The following is a 25,972-nucleotide window of genomic DNA, read 5'->3' on the forward strand; positions in this document are numbered from 1 at the left end:
GATGCTGACGATTTTTTTAACGATCCTGATCCGATTGCGCATGCACACGGCCGTGCAGAATGAATTTGCCGCTAGAGTGATGCCTTTGCAATCACCCCCTTCACCGGAGCATTCATGATTCTCGAACTTGCCGACATCCGTATCCACCCCGGTCAGCAGACCGCTTTTGACGAAGCCATCGAACGCGGCGTTCGTACCGTGATTGCCCATGCCAAAGGATTTCAGGGCTACCAGGTCTTCAAGGGCATCGAAAGCCCCGAGCGTTACCTGCTGCAAATCCGCTGGGCAACGCTGGAAAACCACACCGTCGATTTCCGCGAGTCGGCTGCATTTGCCGACTGGCGGGCAATTGTCGGACCGTTCTTTGCAGGCCCGCCCACAGTGGAGCACTTCAATCTGGCAGTGGAATCCGTCTGATGAAAGACTGCGTTAAAAAAAATGAAAGTTCCTGACCTGATACCCAGCCGGCTGAAACGGCTTGGCCGCGCTTGTTCAACCCATGCCGTAAATACTACTTTTTTGATAGCTGCTTGCGCCCTGCCCATTTGCGCAACAGCGCAAAACACTGACAAAAACGCGCAAACTGCACCCACCTGGCCGACCCGGCCGGTGCGCATCCTGGTGGGCTTTCCCGGAGGATCAACCCCGGACATGTCGGCCCGAACGCTGGCAGAGCCGTTATCCAGGGCCTTGGGCCAGCCGGTCATTGTCGAGAACCGGGTGGGTGCGTCGGGCAATATCGCCGCGGACCTGGTCGCCAAGGCCCTGGACGATCACACGCTGGGCATCGTCATCAACGGCAACCTGACCTCGGCCAAGCAGCTTTATGCCAAATTGCCCTACGACCCTGCCAGGGACTTTGCGCCCCTCTCGCTGCTCACCACCGCGCCGCTGATGCTGGTTGCACCGGCAAGCCTTCCGGGCGGAGCCGAATTCTTCACGGCGGCGCGGCAGGCTGGCAGCCAGTGGAACTACGGATCGGTCGGCAACGGATCGGTCGGGCATCTGGGCATGGAACTGATCAAGCAGCGCTCGACCGGCCTGACGCCGGTCCATGTCCCGTATTCAGGCAACCCGCAAGTGGTCACGGCCATGCTGGGCGGCCAGATCCAGATGGCATTGATACCGCCCGGCATCGCCCTGCCGCATATCCGCTCGGGCAAGCTCAGGGCGATTGGCCTGACAGGCGGGCGCAGCCTGCTCGCACCCGACGTGCCGCCCCTTAGCGAAGCTGGCTTGAAAAATGTCAACCTGGAGGTGTGGACCGCGCTGATCGGCCCGGCCCGCCTGTCCAGCGCGGCGCAGGCACGGCTGGCCCAGGAAGTGCCGCGCATCATACGGGATGCCGACACGCGCCAGAAGCTGTTTGCGCAGGGCTGGCAAGCCGTCGGCACATCGCCTGACGGGCTGCGCAGCCGGCTCAAGGACGAAACCGCCATTCTGGGCAACATCATCCAGACGCGCGGCATCAGGCTTGAATAGCGCCAGGCCAGCGATGGATGGCTAGCGGTTGAGCTGTTTGGCTGCGGCCACCGTGGCACACTGCGCAGCGGGCCTTTTGCCAGGCCTTCGTGTAGGTTTCCCACTTTTTTAACCGCCCGGCCGTCGGTCCGGGCACAGACCTGTCAAGGAATTCCCGCCATGTCTTTTGTCGTCACGCCGCCCGCCACCGTTTCAGTGCCTGTCGTCGGCACGCAAGACCGCTTTCCGGTCCACCGCATTTATTGCGTCGGCCGCAACTATGAAGAGCATGCGAAGGAGATGGGGTTCACCGGACGCGAGCCACCGTTCTTTTTCCTCAAGCCCGCAGACGCCATTGTTGCGGTGGACGCCGGCTCCCAGGCCAGCATGCCCTACCCCAGCCTGACCCACAACCTGCACCACGAAATTGAACTGGTGGTGGCGATTGGCAAGGGCGGCAAGAACATCCTGGCGGCCGACGCGCAGCATCACATCTTTGGCTATGCAGTGGGCCTGGACATGACGCGCCGCGACCTGCAAAACGAGATGAAAAAGCAGGGACGTCCCTGGTGCATTGGCAAGGCGTTCGAGCAATCCGCGCCCATCGGTCCGATCACCCCGGCAGCCCAGGCCGGCGATGTGGAGCATGCTGAAATTTATCTGCAGGTGAACGGCCAGGACCGGCAGCGAAGCCATGTGTCCAAGCTCATCTGGTCGATTGCCGAATCGATCGAGCACCTGTCGGCCGCCTGGGAACTGCAGCCCGGCGACCTGATCTACACCGGCACGCCCGAAGGCGTGGCAGCGGTGGTGAAAGGCGACACCCTGACGGGCGGCGTCGCGGGCCTGGAGCCGCTGAGCATCCAGATTTCCTGAGCGATCAAGCCCGTGGCCGGATGCGGCCGCAATGGCGGCCATCCGGCGCCCGGGAAAACTCGGTCGGCCCGTACGGCCTGACTGTATTTTTTGGTCATTTATGCCCTCTGCGCTTTACTGGCATGCTTTTTTAGCTATGCTTTTTGAAGCATATCAAAGCCCTGAACACTGCCACGAACCGAAGTCAAACGCCAAAGCCGCTACACTCATTTGATGCATCGTCCCCCTCTGAAACACTGCCGCGTCTGCGGCACCGCCGTGGTTTACCGCTTGCCTGATGACGGCGACACCAAGCAGAGGGCAGTCTGCCCGGGCTGCAACACCGTCCACTATGAAAACCCCTTGAACGTCGTCGGCACGGTGCCGGTGTGGGGTGAGGACGGCGGGCAGGTGCTGCTGTGCAAACGCAATATCGAGCCGCGCTGGGGCAAATGGACATTGCCGGCCGGCTTCATGGAAATGGGCGAGACCACGGCAGAAGGCGCTGCCCGCGAAACCGACGAGGAAGCGGGCGCGCAGTATGAGATGCAGGACCTCTTCAGCATCATGAATGTGGTCCGCGTAGGCCAGGTTCATCTGTACTACCGGGCCAGGCTGCTGAGCACCGACTTCAATCCGGGCCACGAAACCATCGAAGCCAGATTGTTCACAGAGTCCGAAATCCCGTGGGACGAGATTGCATTTCGAACCGTCAGGGAAACGCTGGAATGCTATTTTGACGATCGGCGCAAGGGCCGTTTCGGCATTCATGTGCTGGATGTTTCCTGACCTTCCTACCCGGCTTCCCTCCGGGCCCGGCGTATTTGGCCATGCAGGCCGGGCTTAGAATTTCAGGCTTCGCTTTCGCCTCTCTTTATTACAGCCTTCCTGCTCCGGCTTTCGCCGTTGACGCTTTCCCTATTCACCCGAATCCCCCAACACCGGAACCCCATGTTCAAATCCGCCTCTTTTTTTCGCATCGCCACCGATTTTGTTCTGCCACCGCTCGAAGCGCTGGAAGAGGTGCTCCAGACAGCCCAGTTCATGCCCTGCGGCGCAACGCAGCCTGAATCGGTCGGCTGGGTGCCGCCGCGCGGCAATAAAAGCACGGTGATGGTTGAAACCGTAGGCACGCAGGTCATCTTGCGGCTGAGCATCGAGCGCCGCCCGGTGCCCGCCTCCGCCGTCAAGGCCGAGGTGGAAGAACGCGTCGAAAAGTACAAGCAGGAAACCGGTCGCGAACGCGCCAGCGCCAAGATCAAGAAAGAGTTCAAGGAAGAAGCCCTGCAGTCACTGCTGCCGCGCGCTTTCACCAAGCGGTCATCGACGACGCTGTGGATCGATCCGGACAACAAGTTCCTGGTGGTTGATTCAGCCAGCCTGGCCGGTGCCGACAAGGTGGTCAGCCAGCTGATCGAGGCACTGAGCGAGATTCCCGGCTCCCGACCCGGCCTGATGGCCAAGCCGGTGCAGACCACCATGGCAGCCAGCGCCGCGATGGCGCATTGGCTGGCCAGCCGCGAAGCGCCCGTCGGGTTTACCGTAGACCGCGACTGCGAACTCAAGATGCCTGACGACCAGAAGTCAACCGTCCGCTATTCACGCCACACGCTGGAGATCGACGAAGTGGCCGAGCACATTGCTTCGGGCAAGGTGCCCACGCAGCTGGCCATGACCTGGAACGAGCGGGTGTCGTTCGTGCTGACTGACATGGCCCAGGTCCGGAAGATCAAGCTGCTCGACGTGGTGCTTGACGGGGTACAGGAAAACGGCAAGGACGACGACGGCTTTGACACCGATGCCGCCATTGTCACAGGCGAGCTGTCGGCGCTGATCCCGGACCTGCTGGAAGCGCTAGGCGGTGAGTTGTCCATGGACGCATCGGCTCCGCCAGCAGCAGCCGGGCAAGCGCCAGAACGCCTTCTCGCCGCCGCATAAAAGCCGAACTGACCGAAAAGACCGCGCATGGCGATTGCACGGCGGTTAGGTGAAATTTTCAAGTCCTTGCAGTGTTGCTTCGACCAGGATTGAAAGCCTGGTTTCTGTTACAGATTTCGAAGAAAACAGCTGGGCAGAGTGAGATTGCGTTTGGTCTCTGTGAGCAACAGAAGTGAAAAAATTCGGCAGATATCTGCTGCGAATTTCGAAGCCAAAGTTGAACGCCATGAAATCAGAGTTGTCTGATTGACAAAACCCGATTGGGCAGTTATGAATGATTCAACAGTCTTGACAAGAAATTTTTCCAGACTGGTTTGTTTTTTACAGTCATCAGACTACATCTCGACAGGAGGGCGTCATGAGATTTCGTTTATTCAGGCCACGCATCGAAGCGCACATTCGCAGATCCTTTGAGTACCTTGAAGAGGCGAATCTGGCTTGGGTTGAGCATCAGGCAGCAGCAGAACACCATGCGGCACTGGCAAAAATGTATTCCGAAAGAATTGCCCGCATTGAGTCAGAAATCAAAAACTCGCATCAGGTTCGGCCCATGGTGCCCCGTCAACCACCGGAAGACTTACGCGACGAAATCGAGCGGCCCAAAGCGGAATCTGTTGTTGCTTATCCAACCCGAACTGCCCGATGAACGGTCAAAGCGTGAACAACGCGTACAGAGCTATTTCCACCTGAAACGGAATCATGCTGAATTGAAAAGTTGCAGTATGGTCTGTAGCACTCACTTGCGCGCGGTGAGCAGAAGTCGCCTCAACGTTCCTGATGCTGCCCGCAGCAAATCAGGCAAAGGGTGAGTTTTAATTGCTGCGCATTTGACGATCTGTGCAGGATTAATTGAGGCGCTATGAGACTAAACCGGATGCCAGCAGGACACGCAGCATGAAAAAACAAAAGGGGTTACGGACCGAAATCTGTAACCCCTTGATTTTATTGGTCGGTGTGAAAGGATTCGAACCTTCGACCCCTTGCACCCCATGCTACATCCGGCTCGTCCACGCAAAACCACCACATTTCTAGAAACAAAAAAATCTCTATATAAATCAACATACTTGTCGGAACATAAGTTTTTTATTGTCCACTGAGTGCCATCAAGTTACACTTAGAGCCACTCCCACAGTGGGGGCAATAGTGGGGGCAATTGATATGTCATTGATAACGGTAAAAGCACTTGAGGCGTTAAAGGTCACGGATAACGGAAAGCGACTAACGGATGGCGGTTCTATGTTCGGCATGGTACGAGCAACTAAGGATGAAAACGATCCGGTAAGTGTTGATTTCCAGTGGAGGTTCAAGCTAAACGGCAAAACCCGTCAGATGCGTATTGGCTCGTGGCCCAAGCTCACTCTCAAACTTTTGCGAACCGAACGCGACAAACTGCGCAGCGAAGTAAAAAAAGGGATTGACCCTATCGAACGAAAAGCTGCCGACAAGCTGAAGATCGAAGTTGACAAGGTTGAAGCACACCATCATCAACTCGACCGTTTGGAAGAAATCGCAGAAAAACAGGCAAGATTGACCGTCAGGGGTTTATTTGACCTTTGGCGTACGCTTTCTCTAAAACATCGAGTTGACAACGGAGCAGAAGCCCAACGGGCCTTTGAGCGCGATGTGTTTCCGCTCATCGGTGATATGGCCGTGGCAGATGTGAAGAAAGCGCACGTTCAACATATTGTTGATTCCATGATGGCGCGGGACATTGTTCGAATGACAAAACGCGTCCTGTCAGACCTACGACAAATGTTCGGCTTCGCGATGGACCGAGATTTTGTAGATTCAGACCCGACAGCGCGAATCAAAAAAGCAAAGATTGGACCAGACGGTGAACGTGAAAGGGTTTTGAACGAAGCCGAATTGATCGACCTCTTAAAAAAACTACCTTTGTCAGGCTTGGCGACGACTTCGCAATGTGCCCTTCTCCTTCAAATGGCGACTATTACACGAATTGGGGAAACTGTGGCAGCACGATGGGAACATGTGGATATCGAACGGAAACTCTGGCTTTTGCCTCATACAAAAAATGGAAAAGCGCATCAAATATGGCTGAGTGACTTTGCGATACGTCAACTTGAAATTCTGAGAAACATCACTGGCGCTACAGCATGGCTCTTCCCCAACTCAAAGCTAACCGGGCCGCTAGACCCCAAAACAGTGACCAAGCAAGTTGCCGACCGCCAGCGCACTAATGGGCCAATGTCAGGCAGGACCAAGCAAATTGACGCGCTACAGCTTGCAGGTGGTCAATGGCGGCCACATGACTTGCGTCGCACAGGAGCCACTGCTATGGCTGAACTAGGTGCTCTACCGGATGTTGTTGAGAAATGCTTGAACCATACTGAAGAAAGCAAGATGAAGCGTATATATCAACGAGCTACCTACGAGGGGCCTATGCGCGAAGCATGGAAGTTATGGGGTGAAAGGCTTGACCTCCTTCAAAATAAGCCAAACAACGTACTCACTGTACGTGCAGCGTGAAAAACAGCATTGCCATAAAAAGACATAGGAAATATCAACCAAATTCCGCGTAAGTCCACCGAGATTCACAACGCGTGTATTTTTTGGGATAAATAAGAAGCAGAAACAATTAAATATTTCAAAGCTTTGAAAGGCAATTCATGACAAACCCAACACCCAAAATTACCCTACTCCGACTTGATGACGTTAAAAATCAAACGGGGCTAGGTAGATCAATTATTTATAAAATGATTGGAGAAGGTCAATTTCCAAGCCCAGTCAAGATCACATCAAAATCCGTGGCTTGGCCATCAAATGAAGTCGATGAATGGATTACATCCAAAATTAATGACAGAAATTTACTACACTGATCTACTACATAAACCACACAAGTCGCACATAGACTTGAACAAAAAATCAAAAGCCATTTGAAAGAAATTTCAAATGGCTTTTTTCGTTGCTGAGAAGGTATTGCTTAAATCAGAACAACCAAAATATCAGATAATTGGGCGCTGAAATTTACTCTAACAAAGCATGTATTTTTACCACCAATTTATGTAGTCATGTGATTGCCATTCTTTTAGGTATCATTGAATCTATGCCACGACCCGCATGCCTATTGGGCTGCAAGCCAATTGTCCTGCAACAAATCTATGGACAAAATTCAACTTACCCTACACCCAACAAATTTGATCACTCAGGAATCATAAGGTTGATCATCCAACCTAGATACACTAAATGGTAATTTGATGTCTATGAAAATTCAAGATTTCAGATTTACCAATGACCATAACAGAAGATGTGACCTTTACAGTTTTTCTTTAAGTTCATCATTGCATCTATTGTTTTCGCCAAAATATTAATTTCATTAACCGATAACGAAAGTAAATCTTTTACCTGTCCATGGTCTTTTTTATCCAGCCTAAGTAATTCATTAGTACGCCAATTGATGTTATCCATTTCCTCTTCACTTAATGGCATATCATTAGAAAATCTTAGTTTGTACCGAAGGTATGCCTTCTTCCCAACCCAATCATTTCCACCCTTGACAACGTAGTCACTGATATCACGAAAATTATTAACCACAGATTTAACTTTTTTACCATACTTCTTAGTCAAGCACTTTAGTTCGATCTGCCATGGTTGTTTTTGCCACATTGAATTACTTTTAAGAACATTTAGTATTTCATCGAATTTTGCATGCGATGGTGCACATACAATGCCATGGAAATGAATCAATATTTCAGACGCATCATTAGCATACAAAGAAGCATCATTATCAAGACTCAATCCTTCACAAACATTAAGTTTTCTAAATTCTTGAGCTTCAATAGTTTTTTCTATTTCTTTCTTTCGTTCCACCGAAATATAGCCACCATTAAAATCAATCTGACTTTTCTTGCCATCTATAGTCAATTGACGAATTTTACGCATCAACCGTCGAGATATAATTTCGCATTCAGCCGCACCTAGACATGAAACACCAGATACCCTACTGAAAGATTCATTCACCTGATACATCATTTGCTTGACTGCATTGACTGCCTCACCATCACATAGATGAACCACTTTGTGCAAAATAGTCAAAAACTTGAATGATTGATATGTACTGAATGGATTTGTTCTTTTCTCGCCCCTTCTGTAGGGTCTGCCATTTCTATTCAATATTTTGGCTGCCTTACCTGCTTCACGTTCATCTATTTTTGCTGCCTTGCGACAAAAACGCAGAAATAGATCATCTGCTTCTAATTTGCTGACCGCTGGCCACAGTAGAGTCTTTTTGAGCAAACCTTCATTGCCCATGGTAGCTAAGGCTGTTGCCAATCGCTTTTTGGTGTGGGAACCCTTCAAGAATCGTTGTTCATCAGGGGCAACAACTTGTTTGCTGAAATGTCCACCCAAGTGAGGCAGTGTTTTAGTACCTGCGTTCTCTGGATTGATAAAGGCATATCGATCATATGCATCATCATCACCCAGTGTTAACCCAAGGAACTCAGATTCATCGTATTCAGATGAAAAGTCACAAGAAAGAACAGGGACAGGTTTGTGGAATTTCAGATGCTGGGTGAAATCAAACATGATTCTCTCCCACTGAAATCACTTGATCAGATATGCGAATTATCTGATCATTTTTGAGGCACCCCATCGGCAAAGTGGGGGTGAGGTTGCGCGTATCGGTCATAAATTCCTTTTCGTTAATTAAAAACCCAGAAACAACATTGCTCGGCCAGAAGTTTCAATTGAACTTCCGTGCCTAGCAATAAATTCATTTGGTTTTACAACTGTTGAAGAATCTATTCCCGAGACTGGAGTTGACCGGCAAAACCATTCCACCGATCAACGCTTGCATTATATCACAAATATTTATTCTATCGATGATCGATCCGATTATTGTTGATTTTTACCTATTTCCTGTGGAGAAATTCATTTCTTAAAACAATATCTATTTTTGATTCAGGAATGATCGAAACTCAGAACAATATTAAGTACGCACTGCCAGCCATTCAACTATTATTAGAATAGTCATTGATAAATCAATACAGTATTGAAAAATGAACCTAAAACTATTTAAACGACCGTAGACGCACGCAACAGCATCCAAGCCACAGACCCCCCTACCCTACACTCGAAAACGCTGCCACGGCCTTTCTAGCAAGCTTCCACTTGATCCTTAGCAACAAAAAAGACATCGAATTAAAAAATCAACGTGTTTCAAGGATTGTTATTCGAAATTCAAAGGTATCTATCACTGTGGATTGTTTCTTGGCTAGTGATTGCGCATCGATATCCACCTTTGAGAATGATTCTGCGTCGCAAAGGTAAAATAACAATTTCACTAGACCACACTGCCCAATGACCGCAACACTTGAAGAATTGATCGCCAAAAAAGAAGCACTCGAAGTTCAAATTTCCGAACTAATTGCTATCGAACGCACTAAAGCGATTACAGAAGTGCTTGCCCTTGTTGACAGACACACCCTGACCAAAGAAGAACTGTTCGGACCCTCTGACTACAAAAGTAGGAATGCAGCAAAATCTGCATCCGAGGTGAAATACAAAGACCCCGTATCTGGCGAAACATGGAATGGGGTTGGAATTCCGCCCGTATTTTTGCGTGGGCGGGATAAGAAAGACTTCCGCGTTTAACAATTTTTGGTTTTGTGGTGCGCAATGAGCAGTTGTTGTCGAAGTGCAGACCGTCTACCATTGAAGCACAGCGGATAGGCCGGAATCATAAAGTGCCAACTGGATCGACTGCATTGTGTAGCAGCACTAGTACATTGACCGCCTTCAATGTTATCTTGATCAGAAAATCATTCGTGTGAAGTGGGCGACGTGACGATCAGTGCCATTCTTCACTTGCTAGACAAATTCATTCTTGAAACTTGGGTAATTTGCCAAAGTCCGATGTTCTGCCTATCGTCAAAGCCATGCGTTCCGCTGCACTTTGGAATTTTGGCTTAGAAACACATTCAACTGCTGTCGAGCTTTTGATATAGGTATGTCATAGTCAAGTTTTAATTAGAACTTGTCATCACAAAAAATCGCAAGTATCCTCATTACAGCAACCGTCCCAGTACCCACTAAAAGGGCGCAGAGGCGTTTAAAATTCCCTACCCTGCCCAACTCATTGCCGACTCTTTATAACCGCTTTACGGCCCTGCAATACAATAACCCCAAATAATCGATTTTGCGCTATGTCTTTGTTTCAAATTTGGCATTCTCAAAAACTATTTAGTCTTAAGTCAACTCATTGACATATTAAATATTATTATTTGAATGCATCTGCCACATGCGCGACTATGACTTAGATGAAGACGAACTCGATAACGAATTTAATCATTGGCTGATTAGCGTTAGTCCTGAAAAGCCTGCTCCATCAAGAAAATTGTTCACGACAACGGAAGAAGAGTCTTATAGACCGCAACAATTGAAGATTAGGAAACCAAAATTTGATGAGTATGGAAATGAGATTGAAGATGATGGCTATCGAAACCCCGGTGGCGGCGCGGGTAGGCCACCTTCTACTAATCCTGCAAGCAAGTCGATATCGATAAGAGTTACACCTTTCCAGCATCAAAAATTTCTATCTCTTGGAGCTTCCAAATGGATCAAGAAAATTATTGATGAAGCTTCAGACCAGTAATTAAGAATGCAATATTTTATGCGACGTTTTAGCTATCCATATCCTAGCGATAATCTAAAATACAGTTATGCTGACTTTAGAAGGTATTGCATTGAAAACATGATGCGTTGCTTCGATAAAATTCCTTCAAAATTTATCAAAATATTTGCTTCAGATTTTGATTGCTCAACATCTACTATATATTCAATTATCAAACATATTAAAATATACAATGAATTTGGCATCGTAATTTTACCGCCAACTCTCGCATTAAAAAAACAAACAGCAATTAGAGATAAATTTACCTGCCAATATTGCGGAATAGTGAATCCGAAACACAGCGAAATAGATCATGTGATTCCACCTATATCAGGGGGAGTTTCAAAATCATACAATCTTGTTTTTTCCTGCCGACCATGCAATCGCGAAAAATGGAGTTCTATAAAGATTCCAGATAATTTTCAAATATTGTTTTTAGAGAATCCAGAGTGGGCAGCGAAAATTAAATTTCTTCATCAAAAGCAAGAGAATATTAAAATTACATTAATATTGCAGCAGAGTTACGATGAGCATATACGGAACAAAAATATAGCGTACATTCACTCTAACTATAGGCGCATTAAGAGTTAATAATTCAACGCACAATATATAGCCACTCAATACAACCTTCATTATAGCCTGCTATCTAACTTAAAGTTTAAATATAAAAAAGTAATATGGCATAAATAGAACAATAACACAAATAGGATAGTAGAGTAATGATGGATTGTAGATTTGGCACTGTTTGCTTCTGTTAATTTTATTATAAAAGTGAGACTAATATCGACTAATATATTTATCAAAAGAAAACAAACCGTTTTTTGGAATTAGGTCAACTTATTTAGTTGTTAATTTAAAATGGTTTAATCAAAACAGGCTTATTGTCCAATTCAGCAATTTTTCAATCCAAATTAGCTTAGAAAGCCATTCCATATATTAACCTGATGGTCTAAAGTTGGTTCCAGCAATCTATCAAGCTATTATTGATGTTGTGGATTAAAACGCTAGCAACAATTAATAGTTACTTACCAATACCAGACCACACTAGAATCAACCTGCCGCGCTCTGGGGGTGGATTAATGGTGAACTACCCAACTCACCTATTAGCCTCACCCACGCCGTTCTGGCCATGATGGGTGGCTATGAGATGTCACTCGATAGTCAAAGCTGTGTGGCAAAAGCCCATTTTCGACAAGGCTGGATGAAAACCACAATGCCACACCCCCACAAAAAGATGCTTACGTAAAACATCGAATGTCAAGAGACTGTCACCTTAACGTCGCCCAAATCTAATCTTTGGGAACCACAGATCGCCATTGCATCACTTCCCCATATACCACCAGCAACACGAATTTCAAGGGAGTATCCCGGAGGCTCACAGCCATCATTGACATGGGCTTCAGTGATTGGCCGAAGCCATGCAAAGAGTTGGGCTTGTTGCTCGGCAGAGAGTGTAATGACCACAACGATTCCTTTTTTGTTGCATTTTTAGCTACGTGCTTTATTTAGTCGAAAATCTGGCTCTGTTAGTCTTTAAATAAGCAAGCAATGAAGTTTTTAATAATCATTTAATTTTATTATTAAACATCCTGACGAATAATATGATTGTAATATTGTGCTTCAATAATGGCAACAACGAATGGATTTTCGATCATGCAACCATTCCACCAGAAGAATGAGAAAATATCATGAAAGGCAGTTTTAAATGGAATACCAAACTTTAGTTGCTGAACAATGTGTCCAGCTACTCTATCATATTCATCTTCCATTCCTTTATTAACACGGCAACAGGTATTTCTTGGGTCTTGTTCATAGAGCAAACGTGACAAATGCAGTTTAGTAATAATAGAAATTCCTTTTGGTAATTTTAGTCAGACAATACAGTATTGATAGTTACATTTTATGTTTGATAAAGACAGCATAACTACGACATAAAAAATCGATTCACTTTTCGCATTTTTAATTTTTTTAATTAATACATCCTGCCACCACCTTTACGAAAAGAGTATGGCTCTAATAACTTCGCCACGGTATTGGCGTAATCACACCTAACGCACCCGAAATCTTTGAAATTTTCAGAATCAAATGGTTTGTATAAGAATCCCTGAGTAGAATGTTTTTCAAGAACGCCAAACAAATAACCAGAATCAAAAGACGAATCCCGGACCACAACGGTAAAAGATTTTACAGGTAATGGTTGATTTTTTTGATATTCTGTAATGCTTTTTCCAGCGTTTGATGATTGATCAAATACTGTATTTTTTGGATATAGGCATACTGTGTAAACTCTATTCTTAATTATTTCTTTTGGCACAAAATTGCTATTGATAAAAAATCCAACATTACAATGCTTATATTCAAATAACCGTGATTTTGCTTCTGGTGACAAATAATTAATTATATTTTTCATTTTGTTTTTTCATGTATAATCAGTATTAAAACGGATGATATATAATCTCAGGCAACACGGACAATCACGAGTGGGAGAAGATTAATTTCACCACGGTTTACTAAAAATTTGGAACGTCGAGTATTTGATTGTGGAGTACACAGTACAGGATTGTGTTGACCCTGTATTGGAATCAAAAAATGACGCGCTGTGATCAGCAAAATCTGCTGAATGCGTGTGGATACGCTTAAAACGGTACTAGCAACCATGTTTTGGCTTTCCTTTTAGGCGCTTTGACAAAAACTGTCGGGGTGCGCAAGCTGGATCAAATCCCCCCTGTTGTCTTTCACCGGAATGGTCGGCAGACGAGCCGTTCTAGATTATCTAAATCAACAACTTTTATTTTATTACCGCAAAAGTACCAATTGTGGTACTGCATCACTTCCACACCAAATGATGGCGTTTTGTTCATGCTTTATGGCTAACTTCTTGCTGTCCTCCAATGACAAGTTCCATACCAAAAAACTGGCCTCACCCGGCCAAAGGTTTGAAGGATGCTGACCAGTGCTTTCGATAAATTTCATGTCAAGCTGACGCAACTCATGCGCAAGAACTTTGTGTCGTTCTGCATTGACTGAATTTTTTAGTGATTGACTGTAGGGATTGCAAGCCGTGATGAAGGTGCAGCAGTTGACCTGCATGGTCTTGTAGTAGGCTGCTAACGGCTCACTAGCCACACCCACATGCAAAGTCATAGGCAAGTCTCCATGAACGTAGTAGTGAGTCTCTAGGTACGCTTGACGGGTCACTGCATCAATAATGGATTCTGAAAACATTGCACATCCTTGGTTGATAGATTGACTTATCAACCCGATTGATGGCTTTTTTCAAAGCCACTTTTGCTATCGCAGACCCCCTTGACGAGTTGCTCCGCCAATACACCGATTTCATCAGCCATGGTTAGCTTTTCCAGCCACTCCACAGGAATGCCTGATTGACCATAGTAGGCTCCAGCGATCTGTCCAACCACGGCGGCAGTTGTATCAGCATCGTCACCCAGATTGGCAGCAAGCAACACGCAATCCTTAAAATTATCAGTTCGCTCAAAGCACCAAAAGGCTGCTTCGAGACTTTGAACGACGTAGCCAGACCCGCGAATCTGATCCATTGTTTTCGTTTTGTACCTACCGGAAGCAACCGACTTCAAGCCGGGTGACAGTCTCAATACTTGCTGCGATGGTGCCAGCACTTCGTCTTTCGACCTACCCTGCAAGGCTCGAATCAGCACTTCACCCAGTAATCGGCAAGCCATCAAACATTCCGGGGCTTGATGCGTTGTTCTGGATTGCTCTACGCACAGGTCAAGAGCCAGTTCAGGTATGTCCAAGTAACGGATGGGAATAGGGGCTAAGCGCATAGTGCAACCGTTACCTGCACTGTCTGGGCTAATTGAACCGGCAAGAGGGTTACCAGTGCGTTTAAAGGTCATCAGCGCGTCGTAGGTGGCGTTTCCGATGTCAAAGCACCTGCCATTGCTAGACATGTATCCATGCTCATACCAACGTACATAACGGTTCATCTGGTCAAGCGGATCAAACCCTTTTTCGATCAGGCTCGATGACAAGCAAAGGGCCATGCTGGTGTCATCTGTCCATTGACCAGGCTTGAGGTGAAATGGGCCACCACCCACCATGTCAGTCATCGGCGCGAAGGAATTACGAGGTTTGAACTCTACGGTGGTACCTACTGCATCGCCGCATGCCAATCCAAGCAGCGCACCACGAGCATGGCCAAGACGGTCAGTGGATATGGCTGGATGCATGTATCTCACCTATTCCTCAACCACTGAACACTGAATTTCAGAGCCATTGTCCATTTCGTATCCTTCAGTGGCGATGGATACGCCAATAAAGTCCCAACCGGACTTCCGTTCCCATGCCCTAAGTTGTTTCTCAGTCACGTTACTCATCGCTTCGAGGTCAAATTTCACGGAAAGGTGAAACCCGACACTTTCTTGTTCGGTCCAAATACTCCAAGACGTATTTTTGTCACTCATTTCAATTGTGACTTGTCCACCAAGATCAAAAATATCGCCATCTGAAAAATTCACTTCGAGCTGCATAGGCAGCATGGCATTCCAAGCTTGGGCTTCGAGCTTGTCAATTTCCTTTTTCTTTTTCAATCCTTCTCGGGCACGAAGAAACTGTATTGCTTTTACAAGTTTTGCTTTGTTTGGGTTGTCGTCTGACACGTCGGACGAATCAACATAAAGACGAGAAATCGACCATTCGCAATTAATTATTGAAGGCATAAAAACTCCTTATTAGACTTCTGGTTTATCGGCTTGTTCATTCGTTGTTTCATTTGACTCAGTTTCTCCTAGTGGCAACAGCACTATGTAGCCAGGATCAATTTCAGTGATCGAGTTGCAAATTGCGCTGGAATATTGGCGCAAGCCTCGAATGAACGTTTCCTTCAAAATGCCGCTTTTATAACAAAGAACATGATCGATCATTAATTTATCACCGTCAACATGATTTGTTGTCATGTAGTTTCTTTTGTTGAAGCGGTTCGCTAATTCCAATCGATCCAAGTACGAGGATGTTTTCCTGAACATAATGTACGACGTGAATCCAATGTATCCAGAGTTTTTAATTACCTTGATCCAGCATGGGAAAACCCCACCTTCAGTGACGTAAATATCTTCATCTTGCTCTAACTTATGTTCAATTACGGCAGTTTCAAGTTCCAACGATAACGTCACAGGGGTAACGTCTTTTTCTTCAATCAAATTGCACATTGCAAGCTCTCCAGTTTCGTATTATTCGAAAATTTGAGTGCAATAAGTCTGGCGAACAGGGCTACTGAGGCTTGGTCAAAGTTTTCCGGTGAAACCATGCTCACTGGCACTAGACGCAAAAAAGACGTTCTTAATTCGATCATGATGTCTCCTGTTTAGCTGCATTGACATGAGTCGGGGGCAGCAATCTAGAACAAATCCCCCCAGCCGTTTGACTCGAAAAGAGTAGACAGGCCATGTCTCTAAGAATCATCAGACGAAAAAAAACCCTCCGAATGACTGGAGGGTTGACGCTGTGCCGATTAGTTGCTCACTACAAGCCACATCGCCTTGAAGGCTGGCCACCTTGCTCGGAAAAGCAGGTTGGCACGGGCGTCAACCCGACTCTTAATGTAAATACTATTGTAACAGCAAGTGACGCATAGCGAAAGGTTGGCAGCCATATCCAGCACAAATTTCGATGACTGTCGTTAAAAGACAACCGCCTTACTGTGCCAAGCGAAAAGCGAACTTTCAAAATAAATATAGGTTATTAATTATTCCGTAGATACATCTTTCCCACCTCCAGAATACTCCTGTCGAATACTGGATTTTCACATTTCTCTGGTTGATCTCTAACCACTTTGAAAAATATTAAAAACTCATCCTTTTGGTCTTGGCTTAATTTTTGTATTCTTTTTTTCATCTCTTCTCCCGCTTTCTCAAATTCATCCATAGTAGCTTTTGCTTCTATTACAGATAGATTTTTCTTCAGCATAACCTTATCAGCCTTGCATTCAGCAGCTATCAACTTTCTAACCTCCTGCTCAGCGAGAGACGCTGAGACTCTAAGTGTAGTGATCGTCTGCTGTACAGGTTGCGCTGTCTGCCCAATCGAGGGCTGTACTGACTTCACAGGCACATTATTCACTGCTACTGAGTCATTTCTCTTGGTTTCTGCTCCTTTGACTAAAGGCTCGACCCTAGCGACATTAGCAGGTATTGTTCTATTGGTAAGAATCGAGATTCGATTGCTATATGCACTTTTGATGCACGAATTTAAAGTCGCCGTATTACTTTCGCATAATCGGGTTGATTGAATCCACTCACGTTGGCTCGACTTTATTTCTGGGCTTATCAATAAAGCTTTTTTATATGCTGTGCTTAATTCGTCATCAAGTGCAGACAGTTCTACGTTAGAACATATTGCTTTTTCAGATGCTCTCGATGCTTTACTGCAATCAAAGCTAACAGCATATACAGTATTTATATTTAATAATATAAATACTGTATAAATACAGGTTTTTATTTTTAGCACAGTTTGTTTATATTATTTTCTATTATTCAGTTTGCAAATCGATAAGTTTTTCAACTCATCGTTGTTTTTTACACTCAAGCTTGACGCATCACTCAACAATATTTCTATATTGCTTTTACTCATTTCACCTTCTTCACCACGACAGTTAAATTGCCCTGCAAATAACTGTGCATCAGATTTTTTTACAGACTTGACTTTGCATGAATTAAATGGCATGTTTATTTCTGATTTTTTTATTTCTACAGAAGGCGCATCAATTCCTTCTTTATTCATTTGACGACATCCCTCCTTAGTTGCCCAGAATCCATGAAACTGACTTGGAATTTCGGTGGAGGCAGAATAACAATAATTAGTCAAGAACAGACCGACAAGCAATGAAAAAATTTTGAACATATATTTAACTTTTTTAAATTTAACTAAGCCATTTTGTGTAGGTGTATGGTATTTACTCAGTGGACTTCAGGTTGATCCCTTCAATATTTTCAATTATTGATTTTTTGTTATCACATTTAACTGTAGTTATATGCTTTTTATTGATTTCAACAGAAACTCCTGCTTCAACTTGTGGTTCTTTTTTATCCCCCTCCATCATCTTATCAACACCTTTAAAAACGCTATAAATGGTATTCCCATTTGGAATCTCTACTGAGTTTGACATATGCTTTCCAAAGCCCTGCCATTGTGTTGTGGATGCTTCCTTTCTTGGAGCACGGACAACGATTTCTGGTTTTAACTTGTTTTTTCCATAAGAATAATCAATCGTTTTTCCCGAGTCGCAAACTTCGATTACTTTGTCTTTTGCTGTAACACAAGAAAAAACTGTTTTACTTCCTTTTTCACAATCGGCCATAGCGAAAGATGTAATACCAAAAATGGAAAGTGCTAAGATAATTTGAGTGGGTTTAATCATAAATTTATTTATGTAATATAAGTGTGATAGAGATGGTTGTTGTTGCTAGAGCTGCTTTTGAAAGTTAATAAGTGATGTTATGCATTAAGACTTAAAATACTTTCGCTAGTAAATAATTCATAAAACCCATTCTGAAAATTTGTGCTTCTCAATAACAATCATTTAACGAATGACTTTATCAACTGCATTTAGCAGCGGCTGGAATGCACAGTTAGGTTTTAGTGTTTTTCCATCGAGCTTCAATTTCTTCACATGCAGCAGTAATATCTTGCATTCTTTTTTTAGTTGCTTTCGGGGCGTTTACCACTGATCCAGATGGGATATCAACTACCGTGCATAGTTTGTAATCAATTTTACTTGCATCATATTTTCCTTCTAAATAAACCCGCAGACATGTTGCTATATATTCAGAGGATTTTTCATTAAGTCGATTTGATTTAGAAAAATGTAATTTTATAGCGCCAACAACTTCATTGTTATCATTTTTTACATACACATCTGGCCTAACTGAGATATTGACTCCAGATATATTCATGGATACTTGATCAGTAGCACTGCCTTTTTCTAATTTATACCCTTCTGCACCAACTTGATCAGCTATCTCCAAGAAATCATCTATTGCATCCGCAGATAGTGATTTGTCTTGAGCTATGAACTTACTTTCGTGCTGTTGATTTCTTAAATTAATAGCGGCATTGATGAGTTGTTCATCATTCAATTTGTTTGTGGCTAGATATACTGAAATTTCTTCTCGTGCATCTGAGTATCTGGCCGCAATGAATGTTTTTGGATCAATTTGATCTTGAACAATCCGACGCCTTCTTGCAGGCGTAGCATCTAAGTATTCACCGAGCTTATTTAGGCTTATCTTTGGTTCAGACATACTTCCTCTTTAAATATAACGCTGTTTGCTTTAGCGCACACAATCACATTATGAAATTAAAACTGCTTTGTATTGATGGTAAAGGTGCTTTTGAAACCCAATAAATAAATTCTTAATTTCATCAACTCCGCCTAAGACCTCAGTTGCATCAGCAATGCTTTGATACTTGAGTTCGATAAGTTCTGGCAACTTGGATTGATCAAGTTCTCCAACACCTGAATCGATGTATTTGAACAAAACAAATTCAATGAACTCCTTTTGCTTCAAACTCAATCCATTAAGTATTTGAACCTTGGCTTGAGAAACGCGGTGCTGGCGGGTGATTGGATCGATACTGAAGGCTAGGTATTCCAGCACATCAAATAAGTCAGATTTTTCAGCATCGACCAGTTTCTGGAGTTCAGACAACTCATCCTGACCATAGCCAGCCTCGTCAAGCTGATCGAGCAATGCTTTACGGGTGGCTGGGGCTGACCAGATTTGCCGCAGTTCCTGTTCCGTCTTGAAGTAGGAAGGCAACACACCATAGAGATTATTGATGAACTCTTCAACACTGATGGGCTTACCGTCATCGCCCCAAAAGGAAGTAGCGATCATGTGTTGAATCTTGAATTCCTTGCCATCCTTCAACTTCACCACCGCCATCTTTTTACAGATGCAGGGGCTTTGCAGACAAACCTCACACGGTTCAGGCGGGTCTTTCTGGCAGATGCAAGGCTGATTGCCACAGCCAGTACACGGCGCGGTAGGTGACTTTTCACAGGTGCAGGGGTCGCTGTCGCACTTCTGGCAAACCTCTGGCTCTATCGGCTCACCGTCCCACTCAGGGTCGGCAAAGTGGTGAAACGCATTGACGAAATCGTAGATGGTGAAATAGGTTTTGCCATCGAACAAGCGGGTGCCGCGACCAACGATCTGCTTGAACTCGATCATGCTGTTGACCGGGCGCATCAGAACGATGTTGCGCACATTACGGGCGTCAACACCTGTACTGAGCTTTTGCGAGGTGGTCAGGATGGTTGGAATTGATTTTTCGTTGTCCTGAAATTCCCGCAGGAATTGTTCACCCAATTCGCCATCTTTCGCCGTGACCCTGACGCAGTAAAACGGGTCGCTACTTTTTGCAATTTGGTTGATCAGGTCACGCACCACCGCTGCATGGGCTTGACTGGCGCAAAACACGATGGTTTTTTCGTTCGGGTTTGCATCATCCAGAAAAACTTTGATCCGCTTTGCTTCCCGTTCCTTGATGTGAATGATTCGGTTGAAGTCCTTTTCCTCGTAGACTTTGCCGCCTTCAATTTCACCTTCCACCACGGTGTCGTCTGAGACGTAGATATAGTCATCGATGGTGGTTTGTATCCTCTTGACCTTAAACGGGGTCAGGAAGCCATCATTGATGCCTTCCTTGAGGCTGTACGTAAAGACCGGCTCACCAAAATACTTGTAGGTGTCTACGTTGTCTTTGCGCTTGGGTGTAGCGGTCAGCCCGATCTGAACTGCGGGTAAAAAATACTCAAGAATGCCCCGCCAATTGCTTTCATCATTGGCTCCACCACGATGGCATTCGTCAATGAAGATGGCGTCAAAGTAGTCAGGTGGGTAGTCACCAAAATACGGGGTGTCGTTTGGCCCTGACATGAACGTCCGGAAGATCGTGAAAAAGATGCTGCCATTGGTAGGCACACCACCTTTTTTTGCAATTTCCTTGGGGCTGATTCTGACCAACGCGTCTTCTGGAAAGGCTGAAAACGCATTGAAGGCTTGATTCGCAAGTATGTTGCGATCTGCCAAAAACAGGATGCGGGGGCGGCGCGAACCATCACGCTTGAGGTTCCACCGGGTTTCAAACAGCTTCCATGCAATCTGAAAGGCGATGAAGGTTTTACCTGTACCTGTTGCAAGGGTCAGCAGGATGCGCTGGCGTTCTTCAGCGATGGCATTGAGGGTACGAGTCACGGCGAGTTCTTGGTAGTACCTGACCCCTTTGGTGCCGCCCATGCTTTCAAACGGCACCGCATCGAGTTTGTCTTTCCAGTCGTTCTGATCACTGAAGATCAGGTGCCACAACTCATCCGGGGATGGAAAGGCATCGATCAGCCCTTCTGCTCCCGACTTCATGCCAATTCGGTAAATCTTCTTGCCGTTGCTGGCATACGTGAAATCGAGTTGCAGCTTTTGGGCATAGTTCTTGGCTTGCGCTACCCCTTCACCGACTTCAAGTTCATCCGATTTGGCTTCAATGGTGGCAAGTTTTCGGTTCTTGTACACCAGCACGTAATCGGCAATAAGGGGTTTGCCTTTGGTACCACCAAGCAGGATTTTTCCCGCAGTGATATGGAATTCACGCAGTACCTTGGAGCCTTCTATTACCCCCCATCCGGCAGCTTGCAGTTTGGGGTCAATAAGTTCGGCTCTGGTTTCTGCTTCATTCATGATTTAATTCTTGTTATCGACTATTGCAATTGACCAGTGAAAGCCTGATGCAGAATAGATTTTTTCAGTTCAGCAAGAGCATTGAATTTTTGCTGGTAGACAGATTCCAAACTTTGTACGTAGCTAAACAAGTCTTCGAGTTTATCGACCACAGCTTTTTGATCTTTGACGGATGGAGGATATGGAATCACGAGATTAGACAAGGTGGTCTGATTTAAGCTCTTTATATTCACACCGTTGCCACCGTCAATCATTGTTTTTCTGGCGGTTTTTGATTTCAAAAAATGACATAGATATTCAGGAGTAACACTATCGCCTTCAAGTCTTGCCCTAATTGTGAATCCAGAAAATGTCGTCTTACGTTCAAGTTCACCAATCAGGATGCAACGTCCTATCAGTTCCAAATTTCCATTGGATCGCACAAACAAAACGTCATTTTTTTTCAGTAAGTCTGAATCAGGTAAGCTACCTTCCGTAATTACGCTGTCTAAGTTTTCTACTTGTGCGTGAAAGTGATTTTTGAAATTTCTTACACCGACAATTTCTATTGCCTCACCTTTGCTGGATTTTGTGAAATTTATCCCATTTCTGAATGAGGCCAAATCACCCAATCGCTTGTAAACCCAACTTGCATCTTGCTGAACGAAGATAATTTGAAGGTGACACTCAAAAAGCTCACGAGCATTACTCAGGTTCTTTTCAACATTTTTCGCAGCAGTAGCTAAACCTTCACATGCTTCATCAAGAATGGCGACTATACGTTGTTGTTCTTGTAGGTTTGTCAATTGAACAGGTAATTTTTCGAAATGCCTCATTCGCAATGATTTCACTGTAGCTCCTACCGCCACGGTGGGAAAATAGTCACTCCTGTAGTGCAGATAGTGATAAAGATATCGAATATCTAGCTTGTCTATTGGTTCAAACAGTGCGTAGGCTCTTTGGTGAAGGTCAAACTTCCCTGAAAAATGCCTTGGCAGGAATTCTGTACCTTCACCGGGAATAATGAGTGCTTCGCAATCAAACAAATATTGACTGCTACGTTTGATTTTTTTTGATCTGTCAAAGAATGCAAATTCACCGTCATCAACAGCATCCTGCGTGTCAGACTTTCCGTTCTTAATGGTGCAAAGTTCGCCCATCGGTACAGTACGCCATCCTGCCTTCATAGCAAAGCCTTGATGCTTTCCAGAATCGCTGCACTTTCAATATCAAGCAAGGCAATTTCTTCAATAATTTCCTGTGGACTACGGTGTTGAATCTCTTCATTGCGATTCGGGTTTTTCACTGATAGGTCATACGTTGACTTGTCAATTCCAGCTATATCTATCGACCATGAATTTGCAGAATTAGCCTTAGTTTTCTGAAGTTCCAAAAACTCAGCCAGATCAGATTCATTCAGGGGATTGGTCTTGCCAAGATTGCGTTCAAGGTTCAGTTGATAGAACCAGACTTTTTTGGTGGGAGTGCCCTTCTCAAAGAACAGCACCACCGTCTTCACACCAGCCCCTGTGAAGGTGCCACCGGGCATGTCGAGAACGGTATGCAGGTTGCAAGATTCCAGCAAGAGCTTGCGCAGACTCACCGACGCATTGTCGGTATTGCTCAGGAATGTGTTCTTGATGATGATGCCTGCTTTGCCATTCACCTTCAAAATCTTGATGAAGTGCTGCAAAAACAGAAATGAGGTTTCACCCGTTTTAATAGGAAAATTTTGCTGCACTTCGGCGCGTTCCTTGCTGCCAAACGGTGGATTGGCAGCTACCACATCGAAGCGATCCTTTTCCTGAATGTCGGCAAGGTTCTCTGCCAGCGTGTTGGTGTGAACAATGTTGGGCGCTTCAATTCCATGCAGGATCATGTTCATCACGCCAATGATGTACGCCAGCCCCTTTTTTTCCTTGCCGTAAAAGGTGGACTTTTGCAGGGTTTCCGCATCCTTGGTGGTTAGGGTCTTGCTGGCTTTCAGGTACTCAAACGCTTCCACCAGAAAACCAGCCGAACCGACAGCACCGTCATAAACCTTGTCACCGATCTTAGGGGCAATGACCTTGATGATGGTCTTGATGAGGGGGCGCGGCGAGTAATATTCACCACCATTACGACCTGCATTGCCCATGTTGGCAATCTTGGCTTCGTACAAGTGGGACATCTCATGCTTTTCTTCCCTGCTTCTGAACCGAAGGCCATCGATGATGTTCAGAATTTCACGCAGGTTGTACCCGCTGTGAATGCGGTTTTTCAGTTCGGAAAAAATCTCACCGATCTTGTATTCGATGGTGTTGGGGCTGACCGCATCAGATTTGAATTTTTTGAGGTACGGGAACAGCTTGTGTTCAACGAAATCCTTGAGGTCATCGCCTGTCAAGGCTTTGTGGTGGTCGAGCTTGCCATCCGTGCCTTTGGGGATGGCCCAGACCTTCCATGTGAAGTCTTCAGCAATGATGGGCTGGTAGGGCTTGCCTGCTAGTTGAGCGGCTGTTTGCTTGTCCCGCTCCAAGTCCTCAAGGTACTTCAGGAACAGAATCCATGAGGTCTGTTCGATGTAGTCCAACTCAGAGCCGCAACCCGCATCCCTGTGCAGAATGTTGTCGATATTTTTAAAGGCTTGCTCAAACACGCGGGTTCCTGTCGATTGCTAAGGGGTTGTATGTTGGGGTTACTCAGGTAACTTTTATCAACATAGTAGCAGCGATATTGGCTGCTTTTCCCTTCAGACAGCTTGTTTGATCCTTAACATGGTAAGTGTGGCAACGTCAAGTTTGGTGACGTACTCGCAGCACTTTCAAGCCAAGGCTTGCATGGCTTTCTCGTAAGTGATGCCAAGGCGATAGCTCAGCAGCGCATGGGCAGCCTGTTCCTGTGTAACGCCACCGAATTCAATTTGCCGTGTGTAGGCTCGAACCTCGGCTGCAAGGCGGAACTTTCGGGATACGAAATACAAGATCACCCATACCGGCGTGATCCACGCTTGTTCCCTGTAGTGAACCAATTCGTGTTCGATCAGGGCGTTGTTGCTGCTTTGTTCTGGTCGCACAAAGATGAACGGCCACAGGCAACAGGCGGAGAAGCTTTTTGGGATCAGGTTTGTGGAAACGACCATGGTTATGGTTCAATTCTGGAATTTGTCGGGTTAGACAACCGTGACATGATCAATCTACACAGAAAAATAGGCAAGACCGAACGCTAATGCAGTATCGAAGCTCATCCAGCAATTGCCGCAGTGGGGGCAATAGTGGGGGCAACTTTCATGTTCCACCCAGAAAAGAAGAAAGGACTTAGCTCCTTTCGAAGCTAAGTCCTTGATTCATATGGTCGGTGTGAAAGGATTCGAACCTTCGACCCCTTGCACCCCATGCAAGTGCGCTACCAGGCTGCGCCACACACCGACAAGCTATTATAACCCGATGAAAATCACTATCTGTCGATAGATCCAAGCAGATCACGGATGTTCATCAACTCGTGACGTAGGATGGCGAGAAGTGGCTGGACAGCTGCTGGATCTGAAACAATTTCGTCATCAATCGCCCTATTTTGAGGCGTGGCTCTATTCGCCGAAGAGCCCTGCACAAGGGAAAAGGAGTTTCCATTCTGCTGCGCTTGTGACTTCATTTGCATAAGCATTGGATCACTGTCAGAAGCCTCGCCAGATGCGCTAGGTAAAGCTTCCTGAAGCTTATTCTGGGCACCAACAATTGTGAATTTCTGCTCATACAAAAGTTGGCGAATTTGACGAATCAATTTCACCTCATGAAGCTGGTAATAGCGGCGATTGCCGCGTCTTTTCATGGGGCTTAATTGAGTGAATTCCTGCTCCCAATAGCGAAGAACATGAGGTTTTACACCGCACAGCTTGCTGACTTCGCTGATGGTGAAGTAGCGTTTTGCTGGAATAGGAGGAAAGGAATTCTCCAATTAAATCAATGCCCTTCGAAAAGAAGTTTTGAATTTACTCCAACTTCCTCAGCATCGCAAAGGGAGTCCGATCATGCCGTATTGCCCGTTGTTAAATAGCTTCTATTTCGGGTTCACCGATGGGTATTCCCTGGATCTGATCCTTTAGCTTGTGGCTGGCGTGAAAGGTTACCACCCGCCTGGATCCAATTGGAATAGATTCACCGGTTCGGGGATTCCGTCCTGGCCGGGGCGCCTTGGTGCGTATCTGAAAATTGCCAAATCCAGATATCTTGACATCTTTCCCTTCAATCAAACATTCGGAAATGAGTTCAAAAAATGCATCGATCATTTCCTTGGATTCGCGTTTGTTGAGCCCTATCTGCTCAAACAACAAGTCAGCCAGATGCGCTTTGGTAAGCGCTGGTGTCTCAAGACTTTCAAAAGAAAATTCCATGGGCATCTTTCTGATTGTTGCTTG

Annotated in this window: 28 protein-coding genes, 1 tRNA gene and 1 riboswitch; of the genes, 11 read left to right on the plus strand and 18 right to left on the minus strand. The window is 45.7% G+C overall.

Translation table 11 applies throughout. The annotated features are described in order from the left end of the window. The first annotated feature begins 114 nt into the window (after window positions 1-114). From GZ092_RS12585 to GZ092_RS12620, 8 genes are all read left to right on the plus strand, one after another. Window positions 115-417, plus strand: a complete 303-nt coding sequence (locus tag GZ092_RS12585) for an antibiotic biosynthesis monooxygenase family protein (RefSeq protein ID WP_293636853.1) — start codon at window positions 115-117, stop codon at window positions 415-417. Window positions 418-438: 21 nt separating this feature from the next. Continuing rightward, the gene (locus tag GZ092_RS12590; protein WP_293636855.1) at window positions 439-1,482 is read left to right on the plus strand and encodes a tripartite tricarboxylate transporter substrate binding protein; all 1,044 of its coding nucleotides are present in this window, start codon (window positions 439-441) and stop codon (window positions 1,480-1,482) included. 159 nt (window positions 1,483-1,641) lie between these two features. Beyond that, window positions 1,642-2,337 (plus strand): fumarylacetoacetate hydrolase family protein, encoded by a 696-nt coding sequence (locus GZ092_RS12595; RefSeq protein ID WP_293636857.1) that lies wholly within the window; start codon window positions 1,642-1,644, stop codon window positions 2,335-2,337. A gap of 213 nt (window positions 2,338-2,550) precedes the next feature. Next, window positions 2,551-3,105 carry an NUDIX hydrolase gene (locus GZ092_RS12600; protein ID WP_293636859.1) on the plus strand — a complete coding sequence of 185 codons (555 nt, stop codon included), beginning with the start codon at window positions 2,551-2,553 and terminating at the stop codon, window positions 3,103-3,105. 162 nt (window positions 3,106-3,267) lie between these two features. Next, on the plus strand, window positions 3,268-4,254 hold the full coding sequence (locus GZ092_RS12605) for a recombination-associated protein RdgC (RefSeq protein ID WP_293636860.1): 987 nt from the start codon (window positions 3,268-3,270) through the stop codon (window positions 4,252-4,254). 358 nt (window positions 4,255-4,612) lie between these two features. Next, the gene (locus GZ092_RS12610) at window positions 4,613-4,900 is read left to right on the plus strand and encodes a hypothetical protein (RefSeq protein ID WP_293636861.1); all 288 of its coding nucleotides are present in this window, start codon (window positions 4,613-4,615) and stop codon (window positions 4,898-4,900) included. A 512-nt stretch (window positions 4,901-5,412) separates the two neighbouring features. Continuing rightward, window positions 5,413-6,741, plus strand: a complete 1,329-nt coding sequence (locus GZ092_RS12615) for a tyrosine-type recombinase/integrase (protein WP_293636862.1) — start codon at window positions 5,413-5,415, stop codon at window positions 6,739-6,741. Window positions 6,742-6,881: 140 nt separating this feature from the next. Beyond that, a complete protein-coding gene (locus GZ092_RS12620; protein WP_293636864.1) occupies window positions 6,882-7,091 on the plus strand; it encodes an AlpA family transcriptional regulator in 210 nt (69 codons plus the stop codon). Window positions 7,092-7,497: 406 nt separating this feature from the next. Here the strand turns inward: GZ092_RS12620 and GZ092_RS12625 are convergent, their stop codons facing one another. After that, window positions 7,498-8,799: a hypothetical protein gene (locus GZ092_RS12625; protein WP_293636866.1), complete on the minus strand. Its 1,302-nt coding sequence runs from the start codon at window positions 8,797-8,799 to the stop codon at window positions 7,498-7,500. Between the two features lie 774 nt (window positions 8,800-9,573). On the opposite strand from GZ092_RS12625, the gene GZ092_RS12630 reads away from it, so the two are divergent. The 3 genes from GZ092_RS12630 (at window position 9,574) to GZ092_RS12640 (ending at window position 11,476) form a co-directional block, all read left to right on the plus strand. Beyond that, window positions 9,574-9,867 carry an H-NS family nucleoid-associated regulatory protein gene (locus GZ092_RS12630; protein WP_293636868.1) on the plus strand — a complete coding sequence of 98 codons (294 nt, stop codon included), beginning with the start codon at window positions 9,574-9,576 and terminating at the stop codon, window positions 9,865-9,867. Window positions 9,868-10,513: 646 nt separating this feature from the next. After that, on the plus strand, window positions 10,514-10,867 hold the full coding sequence (locus tag GZ092_RS12635) for a hypothetical protein (protein WP_293636869.1): 354 nt from the start codon (window positions 10,514-10,516) through the stop codon (window positions 10,865-10,867). A 6-nt stretch (window positions 10,868-10,873) separates the two neighbouring features. After that, window positions 10,874-11,476, plus strand: a complete 603-nt coding sequence (locus GZ092_RS12640) for an HNH endonuclease (protein ID WP_293636871.1) — start codon at window positions 10,874-10,876, stop codon at window positions 11,474-11,476. A 989-nt stretch (window positions 11,477-12,465) separates the two neighbouring features. On the opposite strand, the gene GZ092_RS12645 is transcribed toward GZ092_RS12640, so the two are convergent. The 17 genes from GZ092_RS12645 to GZ092_RS12725 form a co-directional block, all read right to left on the minus strand. Beyond that, complete coding sequence (locus tag GZ092_RS12645; RefSeq protein ID WP_293636872.1) at window positions 12,466-12,714, minus strand: hypothetical protein; 249 nt, start codon at window positions 12,712-12,714, stop codon at window positions 12,466-12,468. Between the two features lie 143 nt (window positions 12,715-12,857). Continuing rightward, on the minus strand, window positions 12,858-13,295 hold the full coding sequence (locus GZ092_RS12650; RefSeq protein ID WP_293636873.1) for a hypothetical protein: 438 nt from the start codon (window positions 13,293-13,295) through the stop codon (window positions 12,858-12,860). Window positions 13,296-13,681: 386 nt separating this feature from the next. Beyond that, complete coding sequence (locus GZ092_RS12655) at window positions 13,682-14,110, minus strand: DUF3293 domain-containing protein (RefSeq protein ID WP_293636875.1); 429 nt, start codon at window positions 14,108-14,110, stop codon at window positions 13,682-13,684. A gap of 29 nt (window positions 14,111-14,139) precedes the next feature. After that, window positions 14,140-15,096 (minus strand): ADP-ribosylglycohydrolase family protein, encoded by a 957-nt coding sequence (locus GZ092_RS12660; protein ID WP_293636877.1) that lies wholly within the window; start codon window positions 15,094-15,096, stop codon window positions 14,140-14,142. A gap of 9 nt (window positions 15,097-15,105) precedes the next feature. Next, window positions 15,106-15,585, minus strand: a complete 480-nt coding sequence (locus tag GZ092_RS12665; protein ID WP_293636879.1) for a hypothetical protein — start codon at window positions 15,583-15,585, stop codon at window positions 15,106-15,108. 12 nt (window positions 15,586-15,597) lie between these two features. Then, window positions 15,598-16,074 carry a YbjN domain-containing protein gene (locus GZ092_RS12670; RefSeq protein WP_293636880.1) on the minus strand — a complete coding sequence of 159 codons (477 nt, stop codon included), beginning with the start codon at window positions 16,072-16,074 and terminating at the stop codon, window positions 15,598-15,600. Between the two features lie 292 nt (window positions 16,075-16,366). Continuing rightward, window positions 16,367-16,473: riboswitch (SAM-I-IV-variant riboswitch) on the minus strand. 133 nt (window positions 16,474-16,606) lie between these two features. Then, a complete protein-coding gene (locus GZ092_RS12675) occupies window positions 16,607-17,371 on the minus strand; it encodes a lysozyme inhibitor LprI family protein (protein ID WP_293636881.1) in 765 nt (254 codons plus the stop codon). Window positions 17,372-17,383: 12 nt separating this feature from the next. After that, window positions 17,384-17,764 (minus strand): hypothetical protein, encoded by a 381-nt coding sequence (locus GZ092_RS12680; protein ID WP_293636882.1) that lies wholly within the window; start codon window positions 17,762-17,764, stop codon window positions 17,384-17,386. Window positions 17,765-17,816: 52 nt separating this feature from the next. After that, on the minus strand, window positions 17,817-18,281 hold the full coding sequence (locus GZ092_RS12685) for a hypothetical protein (protein ID WP_293636884.1): 465 nt from the start codon (window positions 18,279-18,281) through the stop codon (window positions 17,817-17,819). Window positions 18,282-18,492: 211 nt separating this feature from the next. Next, window positions 18,493-19,164 (minus strand): hypothetical protein, encoded by a 672-nt coding sequence (locus GZ092_RS12690; RefSeq protein ID WP_293636885.1) that lies wholly within the window; start codon window positions 19,162-19,164, stop codon window positions 18,493-18,495. A 48-nt stretch (window positions 19,165-19,212) separates the two neighbouring features. After that, window positions 19,213-21,600: an EcoAI/FtnUII family type I restriction enzme subunit R gene (hsdR, locus tag GZ092_RS12695; RefSeq protein WP_293636886.1), complete on the minus strand. Its 2,388-nt coding sequence runs from the start codon at window positions 21,598-21,600 to the stop codon at window positions 19,213-19,215. Between the two features lie 20 nt (window positions 21,601-21,620). Beyond that, complete coding sequence (locus tag GZ092_RS12700) at window positions 21,621-22,766, minus strand: restriction endonuclease subunit S (RefSeq protein ID WP_293636887.1); 1,146 nt, start codon at window positions 22,764-22,766, stop codon at window positions 21,621-21,623. Continuing rightward, window positions 22,763-24,217: an N-6 DNA methylase gene (locus tag GZ092_RS12705; RefSeq protein ID WP_293636889.1), complete on the minus strand. Its 1,455-nt coding sequence runs from the start codon at window positions 24,215-24,217 to the stop codon at window positions 22,763-22,765. The genes GZ092_RS12700 and GZ092_RS12705 overlap by 4 nt, the downstream gene beginning before the upstream one ends. 165 nt (window positions 24,218-24,382) lie before the next feature. Next, window positions 24,383-24,700 (minus strand): hypothetical protein, encoded by a 318-nt coding sequence (locus GZ092_RS12710; protein WP_293636891.1) that lies wholly within the window; start codon window positions 24,698-24,700, stop codon window positions 24,383-24,385. A gap of 209 nt (window positions 24,701-24,909) precedes the next feature. After that, window positions 24,910-24,986 (minus strand) — tRNA-Pro (locus GZ092_RS12715). 28 nt (window positions 24,987-25,014) lie between these two features. Continuing rightward, a complete protein-coding gene (locus GZ092_RS12720; protein WP_293636893.1) occupies window positions 25,015-25,512 on the minus strand; it encodes a MerR family transcriptional regulator in 498 nt (165 codons plus the stop codon). 91 nt (window positions 25,513-25,603) lie between these two features. Next, a complete protein-coding gene (locus GZ092_RS12725; protein WP_293636895.1) occupies window positions 25,604-25,948 on the minus strand; it encodes an integration host factor subunit alpha in 345 nt (114 codons plus the stop codon). Between the last annotated feature and the right edge of the window lie 24 nt (window positions 25,949-25,972).

The sequence above is a fragment of the Polaromonas sp. genome (assembly GCF_010365105.1).
In the GTDB taxonomy this organism is placed as follows: Bacteria; Pseudomonadota; Gammaproteobacteria; order Burkholderiales; family Burkholderiaceae_C; genus Polaromonas.